Source organism: Treponema pedis (genome assembly GCF_017161325.1).
GTDB classification, from domain to species: domain Bacteria; phylum Spirochaetota; class Spirochaetia; order Treponematales; family Treponemataceae; genus Treponema_B; species Treponema_B pedis.
In genome coordinates, this window is the sequence record NZ_CP045670.1 from 229,603 (window position 1) to 246,776 (window position 17,174).

General features: G+C 41.7%; 12 protein-coding genes and 1 pseudogene. 3 read left to right on the plus strand and 10 right to left on the minus strand.

The window, feature by feature from the left end:
• Window positions 1-47 precede the first annotated feature (47 nt).
• The 6 genes from DYQ05_RS01085 to DYQ05_RS01115 form a co-directional block, all read right to left on the minus strand.
• A complete protein-coding gene (locus tag DYQ05_RS01085; protein WP_206183669.1) occupies window positions 48-731 on the minus strand; it encodes a leucine-rich repeat protein in 684 nt (227 codons plus the stop codon).
• Between the two features lie 192 nt (window positions 732-923).
• Entirely contained in the window at window positions 924-1,607 is a 684-nt protein-coding gene (locus DYQ05_RS01090) for a hypothetical protein (protein ID WP_206183670.1), read from the minus strand.
• 101 nt (window positions 1,608-1,708) lie between these two features.
• Window positions 1,709-2,335: a hypothetical protein gene (locus DYQ05_RS01095; protein ID WP_206183117.1), complete on the minus strand. Its 627-nt coding sequence runs from the start codon at window positions 2,333-2,335 to the stop codon at window positions 1,709-1,711.
• Window positions 2,336-3,473: 1,138 nt separating this feature from the next.
• Window positions 3,474-5,096: an InlB B-repeat-containing protein gene (locus tag DYQ05_RS01105; RefSeq protein ID WP_020964031.1), complete on the minus strand. Its 1,623-nt coding sequence runs from the start codon at window positions 5,094-5,096 to the stop codon at window positions 3,474-3,476.
• Complete coding sequence (locus DYQ05_RS14580) at window positions 5,093-5,614, minus strand: hypothetical protein (protein ID WP_206183671.1); 522 nt, start codon at window positions 5,612-5,614, stop codon at window positions 5,093-5,095. The genes DYQ05_RS01105 and DYQ05_RS14580 overlap by 4 nt, the downstream gene beginning before the upstream one ends.
• A gap of 424 nt (window positions 5,615-6,038) precedes the next feature.
• Window positions 6,039-6,860 (minus strand): Rpn family recombination-promoting nuclease/putative transposase, encoded by an 822-nt coding sequence (locus tag DYQ05_RS01115; protein WP_206183672.1) that lies wholly within the window; start codon window positions 6,858-6,860, stop codon window positions 6,039-6,041.
• Between the two features lie 516 nt (window positions 6,861-7,376).
• Between DYQ05_RS01115 and DYQ05_RS13435 the strand changes: the two genes are divergently transcribed.
• The gene (locus DYQ05_RS13435) at window positions 7,377-7,673 is read left to right on the plus strand and encodes a YitT family protein (RefSeq protein ID WP_252723447.1); all 297 of its coding nucleotides are present in this window, start codon (window positions 7,377-7,379) and stop codon (window positions 7,671-7,673) included.
• A 46-nt stretch (window positions 7,674-7,719) separates the two neighbouring features.
• Complete coding sequence (locus DYQ05_RS13440; protein WP_435372825.1) at window positions 7,720-8,223, plus strand: YitT family protein; 504 nt, start codon at window positions 7,720-7,722, stop codon at window positions 8,221-8,223.
• Window positions 8,224-8,366: 143 nt separating this feature from the next.
• Here the strand turns inward: DYQ05_RS13440 and DYQ05_RS01125 are convergent, their stop codons facing one another.
• The gene (locus tag DYQ05_RS01125) at window positions 8,367-11,159 is read right to left on the minus strand and encodes an ankyrin repeat domain-containing protein (RefSeq protein ID WP_206183673.1); all 2,793 of its coding nucleotides are present in this window, start codon (window positions 11,157-11,159) and stop codon (window positions 8,367-8,369) included.
• Between the two features lie 93 nt (window positions 11,160-11,252).
• Window positions 11,253-12,440 (minus strand): exodeoxyribonuclease VII large subunit, encoded by a 1,188-nt coding sequence (gene xseA / locus DYQ05_RS01130; RefSeq protein WP_020964037.1) that lies wholly within the window; start codon window positions 12,438-12,440, stop codon window positions 11,253-11,255.
• A gap of 226 nt (window positions 12,441-12,666) precedes the next feature.
• On the opposite strand from xseA, the pseudogene DYQ05_RS14585 reads away from it, so the two are divergent.
• A pseudogene (locus DYQ05_RS14585) lies at window positions 12,667-13,871 on the plus strand (CapA family protein).
• A gap of 315 nt (window positions 13,872-14,186) precedes the next feature.
• On the opposite strand, the gene DYQ05_RS01140 reads toward DYQ05_RS14585, so the two are convergent.
• Complete coding sequence (locus DYQ05_RS01140) at window positions 14,187-15,680, minus strand: sugar ABC transporter ATP-binding protein (RefSeq protein ID WP_024467904.1); 1,494 nt, start codon at window positions 15,678-15,680, stop codon at window positions 14,187-14,189.
• A gap of 106 nt (window positions 15,681-15,786) precedes the next feature.
• Window positions 15,787-17,091 carry a 2-hydroxycarboxylate transporter family protein gene (locus tag DYQ05_RS01145; protein ID WP_206183674.1) on the minus strand — a complete coding sequence of 435 codons (1,305 nt, stop codon included), beginning with the start codon at window positions 17,089-17,091 and terminating at the stop codon, window positions 15,787-15,789.
• Window positions 17,092-17,174 lie beyond the last annotated feature (83 nt).

The following is a 17,174-nucleotide window of genomic DNA, read 5'->3' on the forward strand; positions in this document are numbered from 1 at the left end:
AAACTTGAAGTTTTTAGAAAGTGCCCTTAAAAAAAAAGAAATTTTATTTACTTCTTGTACCCGAGCTCGCGGAGCCTTTGCTGGGTTTTTACCGATAATGTTGTCATAGGAAAGTATGCATCCTTGTCGATTTTAATACCGTCGGGGAAGGTAATTTCTTTTAAATCAAAGCACCCGCTAAAGCCGCTGTGTTTAGGAATTTCTTTAATATGCTCCGGAATAACCGCCGTTGTAAATGTTCCGTAAACGTACCTTCCCAATTCGGTTACGGATTCGGGAACAACGAATTCTTCCAAGTGTTCAAACTCATAGCTGTCGGGAAACTGCACGTTTTTTCCCAATATAAGTTTTTTTGTGGAAATAATCGGCTTGTAATTATACCCAGGCTCTGACGGAACGGTAACCCCATCGGGAATAATAACCGAATCGAATTTTGAAGAAAGATCGTTATAGGTGTATATGAGTTTTACGGGAAGACCTTCAATTTCGGAAGGAATGTTTAAAACTGAAAATGTACGTCTCAGGTACCCATTGCCGTCCTTTTCGGTAAACTCGTCGTACACTTTTCTCGAAAAGCCTTGTATTACTATTCCTTTACCGTCATCGGTAAGAGTGTAAGAAAAACAGTCCGCAGGCAAGGGTTTAGCCGAAGAAGCGCCTTCTTTTCCCGTGCATGACGCGCCTACAAATACCATTGCCGTCAGGCAAGCCATAAATAAAATTTTTTTCATTTTTAATCCTCCTATATAAATCGATTAGTTATGAAAAAATCGTTAAGGCGCTTTTTATGCCCCGCGCCTTGATAGGGCTTTTTTACTTTTTTTCTTCCGACTTCTTTTATTTTTTTAAGCACGGCTTTTTTTTTTATTTTTTTAAGCCTGCTTAAAGAGGGCTTAAAAAACTTAAAAAAAAAGAAATTTTATTTAAAAACTATCATCCGAAGATGTAAGTTTGCGAATCTTTTGCCGGGTTTTTATGCTGAATTTACCATAGACTTTTGCTCTGTAAGCAATGTAGACATTGTCGTGGAATATAATGTCTGTTAAATTAGCTCCTCCAATGCCTCCGCGAATTACGTTAATATGCTCCGAAATAACCGCCGTTGTAAATTGTACATCTCCGTAGTAGCCCAATTCGGTTACGGATTCGGGAACAACGAATTCTTCCAATTTGTAAAACTCATAGCTTCCGGGAAATTTCAGGTTTTTTCCCAATATAAGTTTCTTTGTATAAATGGTAGGTAAATATATTACCAAAGATGTATTAACGGAAACACCGTCGGGAATGATTACCAAATCCCAAGGAATGATATCATCACCTTTTCTACCTCGCGGACCAAGATTAGAAATATCCACCATTGTTACGGGAAGACCTTCAATTTCGGAAGGAATGTTTAAAACTGAAAATGTACGTCTCAGGTACCCATTGCCGTCCTTTTCGGTAAACTCGTCGTACACTTTTCTCGAAAAGCCTTGTATTACTATTCCTTTACCGTCATCGGTAAGAGTGTAAGAAAAACAGTCCGCAGGCAAGGGTTTAGCCGAAGAAGCGCCTTCTTTTCCCGTGCATGACGCGCCTACAAATACCATTGCCGTCAGGCAAGCCATAAATAAAATTTTTTTTCATTTTTAATCCTCCTATATAAATCGATTAGTTATGAAAAAATCGTTAAGGCGCTTTTTATGCCCCGCGCCTTGATAGGGCTTTTTTACTTTTTTTCTCCCGGCTTCCAAAAAGCCATATCAAGGATTTTCATGGGCGGGTAGTCTATGCCGTCTTCGGTTTGTATTTTAAGCCTCATTTTTTCAAGTTCGGGGTGTTCTTTGTAAAAGGTACAAAGCTCCAAAATCGACTTTTTGTTAAAGGTTTGACACAGATGTATTGCCTGGAGGGCACTACATACATTGGTGTCGTAGGCTACGGAGCAGGCAAAGGCGCCCGTAATAATTTTGGAAATAAGGGTAACGGTAATGTTTCTGTCGTCCTTATTTTTTAAAGAGTCTAAACACGAGAAAAGCTCATTTTTAAGGGTAATTATAAGGGAAGCATTGGCTTCAACCGTGTCGATACTTGCGTTTTGAAGTATTTTAAAACGCGGGTCTTTAAGAAGGTTTATTACCGGAAGTAAGATGCGCCGGTTATGGTTAAGAAGAAAGGAGTTTCTTAACATACCCCAACTTGCCAAGAACATAAAAAGTTCTTTAGCCAAAACGTCATCAGCGGTCTTTTTTTGTCTGAAGACGAGGTTACAGTCAATCCACGAGTAATACCGCGTATTGTCGGATTTAGAGGTTTCTTCTCTAAAACTTTGCAGGTTTTCCAAAAGTTCGCTCATATATGTTCCTCCTAAAAAAAAACAGCTCCATTATATAAAAAAAAAATGTCAAGTGGGGAAATTTGATGATTTTTGAGGGGGAGAGGACAACTTTTTCGGATAAAAGTTTTCCTCTCCCCCTTATACCCCCTCTCTTTTCAAAAGAACCGCTTAGGGGCTCCGCCCCTAAGAACCCCGCCCAAAAAGGTACGTCCTGTACCTTTTTGGGCTTCGAGTTTTCTTGCAGCAAACTCGCGGGTAGTTTTTTTGGGGCGGGTTGCGGGGGCAAAGGCGCTTACGCGCTTTGCTTGTGTGCGAGGGGGTGGTTTTTTCTTAACCGCTTCATAGCGCAGAGGGTGCTAAGGGGTTCGGGGTGCCGTGTTTTGCAAGCCCTCAACTCTTCTTTGCGTGCTCTGCGTGCTTTGCGGTTTGTTTTGCGAATCGGTAAGGTGTTTGCTTTGCCGATGTTCCTATAAAATAAGCCTCCTTTTTTAATGGGTAATGTCCAATTCCCCATTACGTGTATAGACCGTCTATCGTTATGCGGTAACTCTGTCTTACCCTATGCGGTAACACTCCCTTACCTTATGCCGTTACACTGTGCGTTTAATAAGCCCCCTATTCTCTCTTTGCGTACTCTGCGGTTTGTTTTTATAACCGCTAAGAGCGCAAAGGGTGCTAAGAGTTTTAAGGTACTTTGCTCTACAGCTTTTCTATTTCTTCTTTAGTTAAGCCGGTAGCCTGCATTATTTTTTGTACCGAATCGCCGAGCCGCTTTAATACTTTTGCCGTTTCCGGTTTTGTTTGCCTCACTCCGTCGGAAAAGCCTTCGCTTCTGCCTTGTGCCAGCCCTGCCTGTATTCCCGCTCTTCTATCTTTTTTGTAAATGCGGTGTCGGGGCAGGCGGTCAGTGCGATTGTCAATACAACGATGAGTGTTAATCCTGTTGTCAGTTTACATTTTGTCATGTTTATTCTTCTTTGCGCAAAATTGTAGTCTGTTTGTTAGGGGAAAAGACCGCTTTTTCCCGGACAGCCCACACCTCCGTGTGTGGACTGTCCGTCCGTATGCGGTTCGCCGTTTTGTCAGCGGTGCTGTGTTTTTCGGGTGCCGGGCACGCAGGCGAAACGGCGATGTGTGCAGCTCTCCTTTTCTTCCCCTATTGCGCCGTAACGAGGATATCCCGTATTTCGCCTGAGGGAAAGTCGGATATGACTGTTTGCGTAACGGTGAGGTCGGGGGCAATGTACCACCATGCGAGGTTGCCTTCCGATTTGCCGGCTGCGAAAAGACCGGCACCGAATGCGTACAGGGCAACCACGAACCCGTCTTGTGTCGAAAGTTCTTTGTACACAGCGGCATTGTTGCCTTCGATTTTCCAGATGACGGGTTTATTGTTTTTTTGCCCTGCGGCATAGAGTGCGGACGGGGCGGCGTATACGGTATTTGCCGAATCCGTTCCGCCAAGGCCGCCTATAGTGCCTACCGTGCTGCCGGACACCTTCCACAGTGTTTTATTTGCGACGTAGATGTCCGAGTCTTTGGCGCATATCCCGAACCAACCCCAAGGTGAGGACACAGTTGTTCCCAATTCCCGTTCGCTGACCGCGCTACCTGCAATCTTCCACAAAACGGTTTTATAAATATTGCCGCTATAAGTCCAGCCTACCGCATACAGGTCATGCCACTGTGCACACAGGGCTTTGGCCGGTATATAATCCTGCTGATGCAGCAAGGTTATCTGCGGGTGGTCGAGGGAGCTGATATCGACAATGGCGGCGCCATTTACAGGGTAGTAGAGTACTTCTGCCGTATAGCGTTTTCCCTCATGTATGAGTATATCGTATATCATACCCCGTCGGTCAGGGTAGTTAATAAAGTACGGACTGCCGTCTTTTTTCCATATACACGGTTTCTCGCTACCTAACCACTTTTCATATCCTGCGATATAGATTTCCTTATCCGTATCTTGCGCCAGCGCGCATGCTTGCGAAGAATCGTAGGAGTTTAAAAGCATCGGCGTATCGTTTTTCCACATACAGGCCTTATATTTTTCTCCTACCTTTACGGTTCCTGCAAGGTAGACATCGTAAGCGGCTGCTTTAAAGCGCAGCTCAACGGTTACGGGCGAAGTAACTCGTATGATTGTTTCCGTGTCGCCCGGCTGTCCGCCTGAGATGAGGGTACCGCCCGTTACCGTCCATGTGTCTACTGCACAGTCTTCTTGGGGTACTGCGGTTAAGACGAGGGGTGCATTGACGTTTACCTGTGCCGGAAATGTCGGGAGGCTTACACCGTCAGCTTCGGCATTAAGGGTACCGCCCGTGCCGCTTACGGCAAAGGTTACGGTGTGCGTTGTATGCGGGTCACCGACAGCTTTGAAGACGACGGTGAGGGTTACGGGCGAAGTAACTTCTATTTTTGTTTCCGTGTTGCCTGCCTGTCCGCCCGAGATGAGGGTGCCGCCCGTTATCGTCCAATAGTCCACGTTGTAGTTGCTCGGGTCGGAAGGTGTTGCGGTAAAGGTTACGGTTTTTCCTTTTTCCACTTGTGTGGGAGATGAGAAAAGTCTTGTACCGTCAATTTCGGCTTTCAGTGTGCCGTTTATGCTGCCTTCTACGCCGAAGGTTACGAGGAAGGTTTGTCCTGTAGGGACTGTGCCTCCTCCCGTGCCTCTGCCGCCTGCGGTGTCGGGGCAGGCGGTGAATACCAGTGATACCGCAAGGGTTATCACTCCGACAATTAAGAGCTGTGCTCTTTGTTTAAACCTTACATTGTTCATACGTTTATTCCTCCATAAAAAATTGAGTATGTATAACAAACGCACAAGACGGGTTTTCCGTTTTGTGCGTTCGGGTTTTGAGAAACTGATATTGTGTCTGTGATTTGCGGTTGGGGCAGTCTTATGCCGAGCGGCAAGCGGCAAGCGGCAAGCGGCAAGCGGCAAGCGGCAAGCGGCAAGCGGCAAGCGGCAAGCGGCAAGCGGCAAGCGGCAAGCGGCAAGCGGCAAGCGGCAAGCGGCAAGCGGCAAGCGGCAAGCGGCAAGCGGCAAGCGGCAAGCGGCAAGCGGCAAGCGGCAAGCGGCAAGCGGCAAGCGGCAAGCGGCAAGCGGCAAGCGGCAAGCGGCAAGCGGCAAGCGGCAAGCGGCAAGTAAATTATGGGGCGTGTTTTGAGTTTGTCAAGTACTCCGCCGCTTGTTTTATGCGTCGGCGGGGCTTTTTTTTCATGCGGAAGCCCGGCGTTTTGTTGAGTATGTTTTAGGCGGTGTGTACTGTCTATATTTTTCACTGTTTTCATCATTGTACATTATAGCACGCTTTTGCGGAAAAAACAAAGGAAAAGAGGGAAAAAAATGGTTTTTTTAAGGGGGAGAGAGAGAACCCCGTTCCGAGCAGGGTTTTCTCTCTCCCCCTAAGAACCCCGCCCAAAAAGGTACGTAACGTACCTTTTTGGGCTTCGAGTTTTCTTACAAGAAAACTCGCGCAAGACTGTTCTAACGGACATCCTGTCCGTGAACCGCTTAGGGGCTCTGCCCCTAAGAACCCCGGTTTACCGAAGTACGTCCCGTACAATTCTTACTCCGAGTTTTGTTTGCACAAAACTCGCGTCGGGATTGTTCCGGCGGACGTCCTGTTCGCTCCCGCTTAGGTTCGGCGGCAAAGGCGCTGACGCGCTTTGCGGCTGGCGGGTGATTGACGATTGTCAATTGACAATCGTCAATTTCCTATAGTTTTTCTATTTCGGTTTTGCTTAAGTTTGTTGCCTGCATTATCTGCTCAATCGAAAGACCCATTGTTTTTAATGCCGCAGCCGTTTCCAGTTTCGTTTGCCTCGCTCCGTCGGAAAAGCCTTCGCTTCTGCCTTGTGCTATACCTCTAGCAATTCCTGCCTGTATTCCAGCTCTTCGTGCGTCCATTTCAAATGCTTGTATATTCATATATTCACGCCTCCTCTCTTCATCGGTTTTAGTTTTGCTCACTTGTTCTTCCAACCGTTTTGTAAAATCCGTATCCGGACTTTTTCCATTCATATAGTTTAGAAACCCTTTCAGTTCAGTGTCTGCTTCTTTTTCAGCAGCCTTGCTGTTGACTATAATTTTGGTCGTTCCGTCTTGAAATATTTGACCTGTTTCACTGCATATTGGTTGAATTGTATAAAGCGGTAAGCCTTGATTTAGGTAGTCGAATGTGCAAAAAAAGATGATGAACGTATCCGGTAAGTCGTTGTAGTCGTTTCCTTTATTGAGTGAGCTTTCATCAATTGCACATTGATAGTAGCGCATTCTTACGGGAAGATTCTTTTGGTCGGTCGTCTGCATTTCGATGTCGTAAAGCTTACCCGTATCATCTTCTATCATTAAGTCGAGGCGGACGCTTTTTGAGCCGATTTTGTTGTCTACGGCTTTTTGGTGAATGATTTTTACGATGGTGCCGACCCTATTTTTTAGAATCATCGTTAAAAGTTCTTTACACAGTTCTTCGTCTTTCATTACCGTGCAGAACATAAAATCGTCCGCTATTGTCAGTTCGTCAAAGCTCTTACTCATCAGCCTGTCCCTCCTCACGGTTAAGTATAGCATAAGATACGGGGATTTAATAGGGGGAGAGGACAACTTTTTCAGGATAAAAGTTTCTTCCCTCCCCAAACCCCTCCTATCTTTTCCGTCTGCTTAGGGGCTCGCCGCCCCTAAGAACCCGGCTTACGGTTGGGTTTGGGGTTTACACTTTTACAAGCGGGATACGCTATGCTTTAGTTTTACCGGCGGGTTGGCGGGGCAAAGGCGCTGACGCGCTTTGCTTGTGTGCGAGGGGCGGGTAAAGGTTAATACAGTATTTACGCTATTTGCCGGGCAAACGAAAAGAGATTTTGTAAATACGGTATAAATGTTTTTACACCGATTCAGCATAGAATAAAGTATACCATACATTCTAAAAAGGGAAAGGCGATATGTATGATAAAAATCACATTTCTTAAAATAAGTGCTATTTTTCTTTATATCCAATCTGAATTAAATCTTGATAATCTTTTATAGATATGCTATAATCGCGTTTCGGATTAAAATATGAAAGAAAAAATAGCAAGTTTTTTTTACATTGTTGCAGGCGTTTTAATGATAGCGTCCGGCATTCACTTTTTTTTGTTACCTTCAAAACTTTCTTTAGGCGGTGCTACGGGAATGGCCCTGGTACTTTCAAATTATATTCCGCTTTCTACAGGAGCTTTGTTGGTTGTAGTAAATATAGTTTTATTTGCTTTGGGATTTTTAATTATAGGAAATAAATTCGGGGCTAAAACGGTTTGTGCAAGTTTAGGGCTTTCGGGAGCCGTTTGGCTTTTGGAGATTTTTTTTACCCATTAAAGAACCTATTGTAAACGATACCTTTTTACAGCTTATAATTGCAGTATTGCTTTATGGCGGAGGCGTTGGTATAGTTTTAAATCAATATGCTTCCACAGGCGGAAGCGATATTTTCGCAATGATTTTACAAAAATACACCGGATTGGATTTGGGAAAGGGCTGTCTTTTAACCGATTTTATAATAACTGTTTTTGCCGCCTTTGCTTACGGAAAAGAGATTGCACTTTTTTCTCTTGTAGGTGTTATTATAAACGGATTGGTAATCGATTCCACTATAGACGGAATGAATAGCAGTAAATACTGCGTCATAAATACCGATAATCCTGAGGCTCTTTGCTCTTTTCTTGTACAGTTGGGACGTTCCGCAAATGTTTATAAGGCGACGGGGGCATATACAAAGGCGGAACGCTCCGTTATTCAAACCGTAATAAGCCGCCGCGATTTTGTAAAGTTAAAAACTTATTTAAGCCGAAACGATGAAAAGGCTTTTATGGTTGTAACTAACGCTCATTCCGTTTTCGGCTGGCATTGGCGCAGGATAGGAGAATAAGGTTTTATAAATATCTTAATTTACTGTGTAGATGTAAATTATTTATCGAATACCCGAACCGCTTTTTATAAACCGTGTTGTATTTTCACCGATAAAAACGAAATGTAATAGTGCGAGTTTGCGGCAAAGCAAACCCGCCCGATTTATTTTAGTGCTTCCGCAGCATCTTCTCTTTGCCAGCGCAGTGCAATATCGCGGGGTGTTTCACCTGCGGTATTTTTTGCATTTACACTTACACCCGGTAAGGTTAAAAGTTCGCGGATAATTTGTACGCTTGCGAATTTGGCCGCATAATGTAAAAGTCCGTCACCCATTACGTCCGTTCTGCCTACTGCAAATTCCGCAGCAAGAGGAACAAAGTCCGGGTGTTTTGTAAAAATCTCTCCTACGGCGCACACGCCCTGATTGTTTATTATAAAGGGGTCGGCTCCCGCAATTAACAAAAGATGAGTATTTTCTTTTTGATTTTTTTGAACGGCGGCAAGTACGGCAACCGTTCCGTTTTTATTTCTTTTATCTACAGGATACCCCTTGGATAAAAGAGCTTGAAAAATATCCGCACTTACATTTTCCGAAACCGCAATATGAACGGGAGTATCGCCGTCAGTGTCCGCTAAGAATTTATCGGTTCCTAAAACCGCATCTATTATTTGAATACCCTTGCTTAACGAAAGCAAAAACGGAGTTTTTGAATAAGCATCTCTTGCAAGCGGATTTCCTCCGGCTTTTCGGATAGAAAAGATACAATCGATATTACCCATAATAACCGCTTCATGAAGAGGCGTTCTTCCGTACATATCCTGTTGTACGGGAGAAGCTCCGTTTGTCAATAAAAGATTGACGGCGTCAAGTTTATTCGTTAACACAGCCTCCGTAAGAGGGGAGCGTCCTATTTCATCTGCAGCATTTATATCGGCCCTTGCATTCAAAAAAGTTTTAATAAATGCAATATTGCCCTGTTTTGCAGCTTCGTGTAAAACTGTTTTTCCTGCAAGATTTTTGGAATAAATAAGCGAAGTAAATCCGTCGGAGGTCATACTTAAAAGAAGAGCCGCCGAATTATATGCTGACCATTTTACGGTTGCATGAAGAACGGAGTTTCCTAAAAAATCGCGTGCATTTATATCGGCCTTTATTCCGCCGCCCGCACCCAACAAGGTTCTAATCGCTTCCGGACTATCACCTTTTACGGCACTGAAAAGAGGAGTTTCGTTATTACTGTTGCGTGCATTTATATCGGCACCCTTATCGAGTAAATATAAAATCATCGGAATAACCTTCCATTCCGAAGCAAGATGAAGCGGTGTGTTTCCGGCTCCGTCTTTTGCCGAAATGGTATGCGAATTTATTATCCAGTCTTCCCTGCCGCCGCCTAAAAGCATTGCAAGTTTTAAAGGGGACTCTCCTTTTACGTTTGCATAAAAAATATCGGCATTATTTGCAAGAAGAATTTCCCCGGCTTCGCGGTAATTTTGCTCCGCTGCAATATGTAAGGCCGTATTGCCTGCCTTATCCCGCGTATTTACAAGCGACTTTTTTTCAACAAGGTAATAAATTATATCCGTGGAAGCCTTTCTTGAAATTGCAATATGAAGAGGTGTACTTCCGTTGGAATCTCTGTACATACTGTTTGTATCGGTTATTACATTTTGAACCATCGGTAAGCCTATAGAAAGAGCTTTAGTAAAAGCCGTATCGCCTGCCGTATCTTCCGCGTGAATATCCGAACCGTATTTTATAAGCGATTTTACCTGATTTACCAGGTTGCGTTCTATTGCAAGAATAAGAGGCGTTTGTCCCTTTTTGTTTCTTTCGTTTATGTCGGCTCCGGCTTCAATTAACTGCTGTAAAATATTATCTTCCATTCCGATTCTTACGGCAACGTGCAGAGGCGTTTCTCCGTAATTATCTTTTATATTCGGTTTTGCTCCTGAGGCGAGCAGCTCGCTGAAAAGTTTGGAGCGGGAGGCCTCAGGCATAACTAAATGAAGCGCCGTATTTCCGGAGGCGTCGCGGGCATTCGGGTCCGCACCCGATTTTATTAAAAGACTTGCGGTTTCTATCTTACCGCTACGGACAGCCTCATGCAAGGCGGTAGAGCTCGCCATATTTTTTACATCAATAGAAACGTTCTTGTTTATCAAAAACCGAACAAAGCCGGTATAGCCCTTCCTTGAGCAAATATGCAAAAGAGTTTCGCCGTCGCCGAAACGCATGGAATAGTTGCGCGCAAGAGAAGCGGTTTCAAATTCGGTAAACTCTTTTCCTTCGGGTTCAAGTCCTGCAATAATTAACATTGAAGCGATTTCCGCCGCCGCTTCGCTTTCGGTATTTTCGTATACGAGATTTAAAGGCGTTTTTCCTTCAGCATTTTTTTCGGTTAAGGGTTTTTCTATATCCGATATCGCTTTTACTAAATTCGGTTTTAATTCTTTAGCAGCATAATGGAGAGCCGTATTAAGAGCTTCGTCTTTTTGGCGTATTGTTTTGGAAGTAAGAATAAATCGAACCGCTTCCTTCTCTTGAGAATATGAAAAAGAATGAACGCCGCTTTTATCTTTTGCAAAAATATTTGCATTATGTTCTATAAGCACTTTTACCGCTTCATAGCACTCCCGATTTAATCCCAATAAAAGAGGAGTTTTTCCTGAAGGGTCGGCCGCTTCGATATTTGCGTTCATACTGAGCAAAAAACGGACAATTACCGGATTATTTTGAAGCACGGCAATATGAAGAAGACTGTAGCCGTTTTCATCGGTCATATTTATAGAATCTTCATTAAAACGTTCTTTAAGCTCTTCGGCTTTTCCTGCCTTAATTAGCTCGATAATACCTTCTTTTTTTTCGGGCAGGGTATTACACGAAGTAAATTGAAATATAAGCCCGATAACTAAAAATAAAATGCCGATTTTATTTACAGCGGAAATATTTTGCATTACTATGCCTCCAGCTATAAATTTCGGCTGAAATTTATAAGCTCTTTAGGATATTAAGGCTTTACAAAAATGTAAAAATTACGGGAGTTATTTTTAATCTTCCACTTTTACCGAGATTGTTCCGCTTGCAGGCTGAATATTTAAAAGCATTCCTTTTTTTACTTCTTTTGCCGAGCGGACTGTTTTTCCCGTTTCCGCATTTCTTACAATCGAATAGCCCCGTTTTAAAATACCTTGCGGGTCGGCACTTTCCAAAAGACTTTTTGTAAGCGTCAGTTTGTGCTTAACTTCAACAATGCGGCTTTTCATTTCCGACAGTATTTCTTCTTTTGCATTATCGAACCTGCTTAAAAGGGGCTGCAAAATGGAGCGGAAACGCATTTCCAAAGATTCAGGGGTAAAGGCTGCCGTCATAAGCCTTATTTTTTCTATGCGGGATTCTATTGCATTTATTATTTCTTCTTTATTTATATCAATTGAATATAATATATCGTCCAGCTTTGGCGAAGCGAGTTCCGCCGCTGCGGAAGGGGTGGGTGCCCTCATATCTGCCGCATAATCCGAAAGCGCCCAGTCTATTTCATGCCCGACCGCCGAAATAACCGGGGTTTCACAAGCTGCTATTGCTCTTACAAGAGCTTCGTCCGAAAACGGAAGTAAGTCTTCCAAAGAGCCTCCGCCCCTTCCGATTATGATAACTTCGCCCAGTTTGTGCATATCGGCAATTTTAAGCTGTTTTATTAAAATAGGTGCGGCTTCTTCACCTTGTACGATTGCAGGTAAAACCGTAATACCTATTTTTTCATTCCGCCTTTTAACTACGTTGATAATATCCCTTACGGCGGCTCCTGTAGGGCTTGTAATTACGGCAATTTTTTTAGGAAAAAACGGCAAAGGCTTTTTTTTATCCGAATCGAATAAGCCTTCGGCGGCGAGTTTCCGCTTTCGCTCTTCAAGCATTTTTAAAATATCGCCTTCACCTGCAAGGCTCATTTTTTCTATTATTATTTGATATGAACCGCGCTGTTCATAAACGGAAATCGTCCCCTCCGCCAGTACCGTCATTCCGTCCTTGGGCATAAAATTCAATAACCGCGTTCTTCCTTTAAACATTACGGCTTGAATCGCTGCCGTTTCGTCTTTAAGAGTAAAATAAAGATGTCCCGCACTTGAAGGTCTATAGTTGGAAATTTCACCTTGCAGTGTAATCGTTCCGAATCCGTTTTCCAAAAGTTTTTTTATTTCACCTGTAATTTCGCCTATCGAATAAATTTTAGCCATAAGGTAATTTAACAGATTTTTCAGGAAAGTACAATCGGCAGTGAACCGTAAACATTTTTTAACGGTATCAATTTAAAGCCGATTAAAATGCTTGATTTTCACCGATAAATGCAATATAATTGTAAATCGCAGGTGAAAATATGATAAAAGCCGCGCAAATTCCTTTAGATGAATTTAAAATTACGGAGCAAATAAATTGAAAAAAATCGCACTTATTCATTTCGGCTTGGTTTTAAGTTTTTGTATTTTTTGTTTTGCTTGTGCGTCGGAGAGGGCTGAATTAAAAAAGAACGACGTTTCTTCGATAACTTTTACATTTTCAGGCGATATAATGGCTCATGATATAAATTTCAATATGAAAGATTACAGTCTTATTTATAAAGATGTAAAAGAAATTTTAGATAATGATGATTTAAGTTTCGGAAATATGGAAATGCCCGTTTGCGATGACTTGCCGCTTTCGTCATTTCCAAGTTTTAATGTACATGCGGATTATTTAAAAGCTGCAATTGAAGGCGGTTTCGATGTATTTGCTTTTGCGAATAATCATACAAATGATAAGGGGATAAAAGGTATAGACGGAACGGTTAAATCTTTTGCAAATCTTAAATCGGAATACGGAACGAAGAATCGAAACGATATTTTGTTCAGGGTTAAAAGAAAAATCGGGAGAGGAATTTAAGGCGAATCTGATAGAAAAAAAAGATTGGAAAATTTTATTTTTATCGGTAACCGAAATTTTAAATTCTCACGATACTTCAAAAAATAGACTTTATTACAGTGCTCCTACCGTAGAAGGCAGAAAAAAATTATTGGAAACGATAAAAAATGAGGGCGGAAACGCCTTGTGATGTTTTTATATTGGCTCTTCATTTATTTGAAGCGGAGTACGGCTTAAAAGTTTCAAATGAAAAAAAAGAATGGTTTAGAAAACTTGCGGAAGCGGGAATCGATATAGTTTGGGCTCATCACCCGCATGTTGTTCAGGAGTGGGAAATTACGGAAATTGAGCGGGAGGAAAAAAACGGTTTTCTTGAAGGACGGAATAACGGAGCGGGCAGTATAGATAAAACAAATGTAAAAAAAAGACGATGTGTATTTATGTATTCTATGGGAAATTTTATTTCCGGACAAAGGTGGGGTAAGTATATTAAATATGAAAATCCGGGGCAGTATTTTCAATATACGGGCGACTCCGTTTTAATGCAGGTCAGGCTTACAAAAATCGGCGGTATTTTATCGGACGAAATTATTTTAACTCCGATTTTAATTACCGCTTATAGCGGAAATGACGCTCCGGTTGTAAAGCGCTTTACTAAAGAATGGATTGATACCTTGCCGGAAAAAGAAAAAAAATATTTTTTAAAAAGGTTTGAATTGATGGAAAAATATTTACCGATTAATCCCGTTAAAACTCCACCCTCCCTATAAATTCATCAAGCGCAGATTTTATCAAAAATCGAGCATTGATGAATTTTCGCCGTTTCGTAACGAAGTGAGAAACGGCATATAATAATTGAGTTTGCAAGGCAAACTCGACAATTTAAATTAAGCGACGCTTATTTTAGGAGCTTAATTTAAATCCCCCTATAAATTCATCAAGCGCAGATTTTATCAAAAATCGAGCATTGATGAATTTTCGCCGTTTCGTAATGCAATGAGAAACGGCATATAATAATAATAATTGAGTTTGCAAAGCAAACTCGGTAATTTAATTGCCGGGCTTTTATTTGTTTGATGCGGCACTTATAAATATTTTGCCGAAAGTCTGAGCAGAGTTTCTTGGTCCGTTTCTTTTGTGTTTACAATTCCTGCAAGTTTGCGGTTGGACATAACGGCAATGCGGTTCGTAATACCTAAGATTTCAGGCATTTCACTTGAAACTACGATAACGGTTTTTCCTTCTTTTGCCATTTTAATAATGAGCTGATAAATTTCGTATTTTGCTCCTACATCAATTCCCCGAGTCGGTTCGTCCATTAAAAACACTTCAGGCGAGCGCTCAAGCCATTTACCGATAATAACTTTTTGCTGATTACCTCCGCTTAATGCCGAAATGGGCTGGTCAGGCGAAAGACAGCGCGTTTTCATTATATCTATTTGCCTGTTTGCGGCATCTCTTATTTTTCTATTTGATAAGATACCGGCATATTTATAGCTGTTTAAGTTGGTAATAGCAGTGTTAAACTCTATTGTAGCCTTGCCGAACATTCCGTTTAATTTACGCTCCTCGGTTAAAAGAGCAAACCCGTGCTGCATTGCTTCTTTACTGTTTTTAAATCTGAAAGCTTTTTTATTGATTATAATATCGCCTGAGGCAATGGTTCGTATTCCGAAAAGACTTTCTAAAAGTTCGCTTCTTCCCGCACCGACCAAACCGTATAAGCCGAAAATTTCTCCTTTTTTTACAGTAAAAGAAATATTTTCTAAAATAGGCGGGTGTTTTGTAGTCAGATTTTCTATTTTTAAAAAATCTTCGCCCGGAGTGTTATCAACGTCGGGAAAGCGTTTATCGAGGGAACGCCCTACCATTGCGGAAATAATTTCATTCATATTTGTTTCCGCAATCGGTTTTGAAAGAATCATCTTTCCGTCCCGCAGTACCGAAATCTCATCGCATATTTCAAACACCTCGTCCATTTTGTGCGAAATATAAATAAATGAAACGCCTTTTTTTTGTAAACTTCTGACTATTGAAAAAAGCTTTTTTACTTCCCGTTCTGTAAGAGAAGAAGTCGGTTCGTCCAAAACAATTATTTTAGAATTATAAGAAACCGCTTTTGCAATTTCCACCATTTGACGCTGAGAAACCGACATTGTGCGCATAATTGTTTTAGGATTTACGTTTATATTTAATGAAGAAAAAAGAGAGTGGGCCGATTCAAACATTTTAATTTCATCGACTATTCCGAAGCGGGTAGGGTAACGGCCTAAAAACAGGTTATCGGTAACGGTTCTGTCTAAACATAAATTTAATTCTTGATGAACCATTGCAACTCCGCTTTCAAGAGCTTCGCGCGGATTTTTAAATTCCACCGGCTTATTTAAAAGGGAAATAATGCCCTCATCTCGTGTATAAATTCCGAAAAGACACTTCATCATTGTTGATTTTCCGGCTCCGTTTTCTCCCATTAAACCCATAACGGAACCTTTTTTTACAGTTAAGTTAATTCCGTCAAGAACCTTATTTTTTGCAAAAGATTTTGACAGTTTTTTTATTTCAAGTACTGCATCTTCCATATTCGTAAAAACCATTCCCCCTTGCTTTTAAAAACAAAAAAGTTTTTAAAAACTTTATCCGTCAAGACTTATAAAAAATTTATAAGTCTTGCGGTTTATGTAAAAGCTATCCGCCGAAAAATATCGGCACTAAAAGCGATGCAAGAAGAATAATAAAGGCACCGCCTATACGCGAAGATATTTGAGCAAAGGGCATAAGCTCCATTCTCTTTGCAGCGGTTAAAACTGCAACATCGCCTGTGCCGCCCATATTTGCCATACAAAGGCCTGCCGTAATAGACGCTTCTATCGGGTGGAAGCCGACCAGCTTTCCGATAAGCCCTGAACCTATAACGGCTCCTATAATTACCAATAATACTAAAACCGCGTATGACCACGAGAAAGCGTGGATAATATCGCCTAAATCGGTATATGCAATTCCTATTCCCACTAAAAGAGCCGCCGTAAAGTTTTTGGCAACAAATTTATACCATAAAGAACAAGCTCTTTCAAATTGTGCGGGAAGAATATCCAAGGCTTTTACCGCGGCAACGCTTATAATCATCCATGCATAAGTATGAATATCTATTTTTATAAGTTTTAATAACTCCGCAACAAGTTTTCCCCATGCAAAAAAAGCCGTTGCAATTACTATTGCAGTTCCGAAATCCGCAATGCTCATTCCCTTTGTTTCTTCACCTTCATTCGGAATATCAAAGGTTCCGCTTGCCATTAACTGGCCGTTGCCGGTTAACGAGGGTTTAATATTGCCAAGTTTATTTAATAAGCCCCCCGCAACAATAGCCATGGCGTTTCCCAATGCAACTGCGGGAACCAGCTTTGAAAGAATTTGTTCGGCGGGTATTTTTAAAGCGGAAGAAAATACTTGAGCTATAGGAACGGCTCCGGCACCCATACCTCCTCCCATAATGGGAATTCCTATATATGCAATCGCTTCGGCAGGGTTTATGCCGAATAAGGGCGCTCCTCCGGCTACAAGTAATAACGAAACGGCAACCGCTCCCAAAATGCAGGGAAAATAACGTATTGCAGCCCTTATTAAAAGACTTCTGTTCATTCCTAAAATTGAACCTGTAATGAGTGCCGCTATATAAAAGTCTAAAAAGCCGCCGCCTTTCATAAATGTGGAAATATTTTTTATAACGGACTCAGGTAAAACTTTATAATATGCCAATGCGCATGACGTAAAAATTATTACGATAGGCCCGCCGCCGAAAAAAGTTTTTATAACGGGTGCATTGTCGCCTAAAATATTGAGGACTTCTCCTAATATCATCATTAAAAGTAAGGCCCCTATCATTCCGCCGGGCATTTTATCCCACCAGACGGCGGCAATTACAATAGAAGAAATAATACAGAATAAGAGTATAGGCATTCCCAAAATTCTATAATCTTTTTTTAGGTCTTTCATATTAAATTCCTTTAAGTTAAGTTTTACCAAGTGTTTTTTTGCTTATGTTAAAATACGATAAACCGCCGTCTTAAAATAAAACG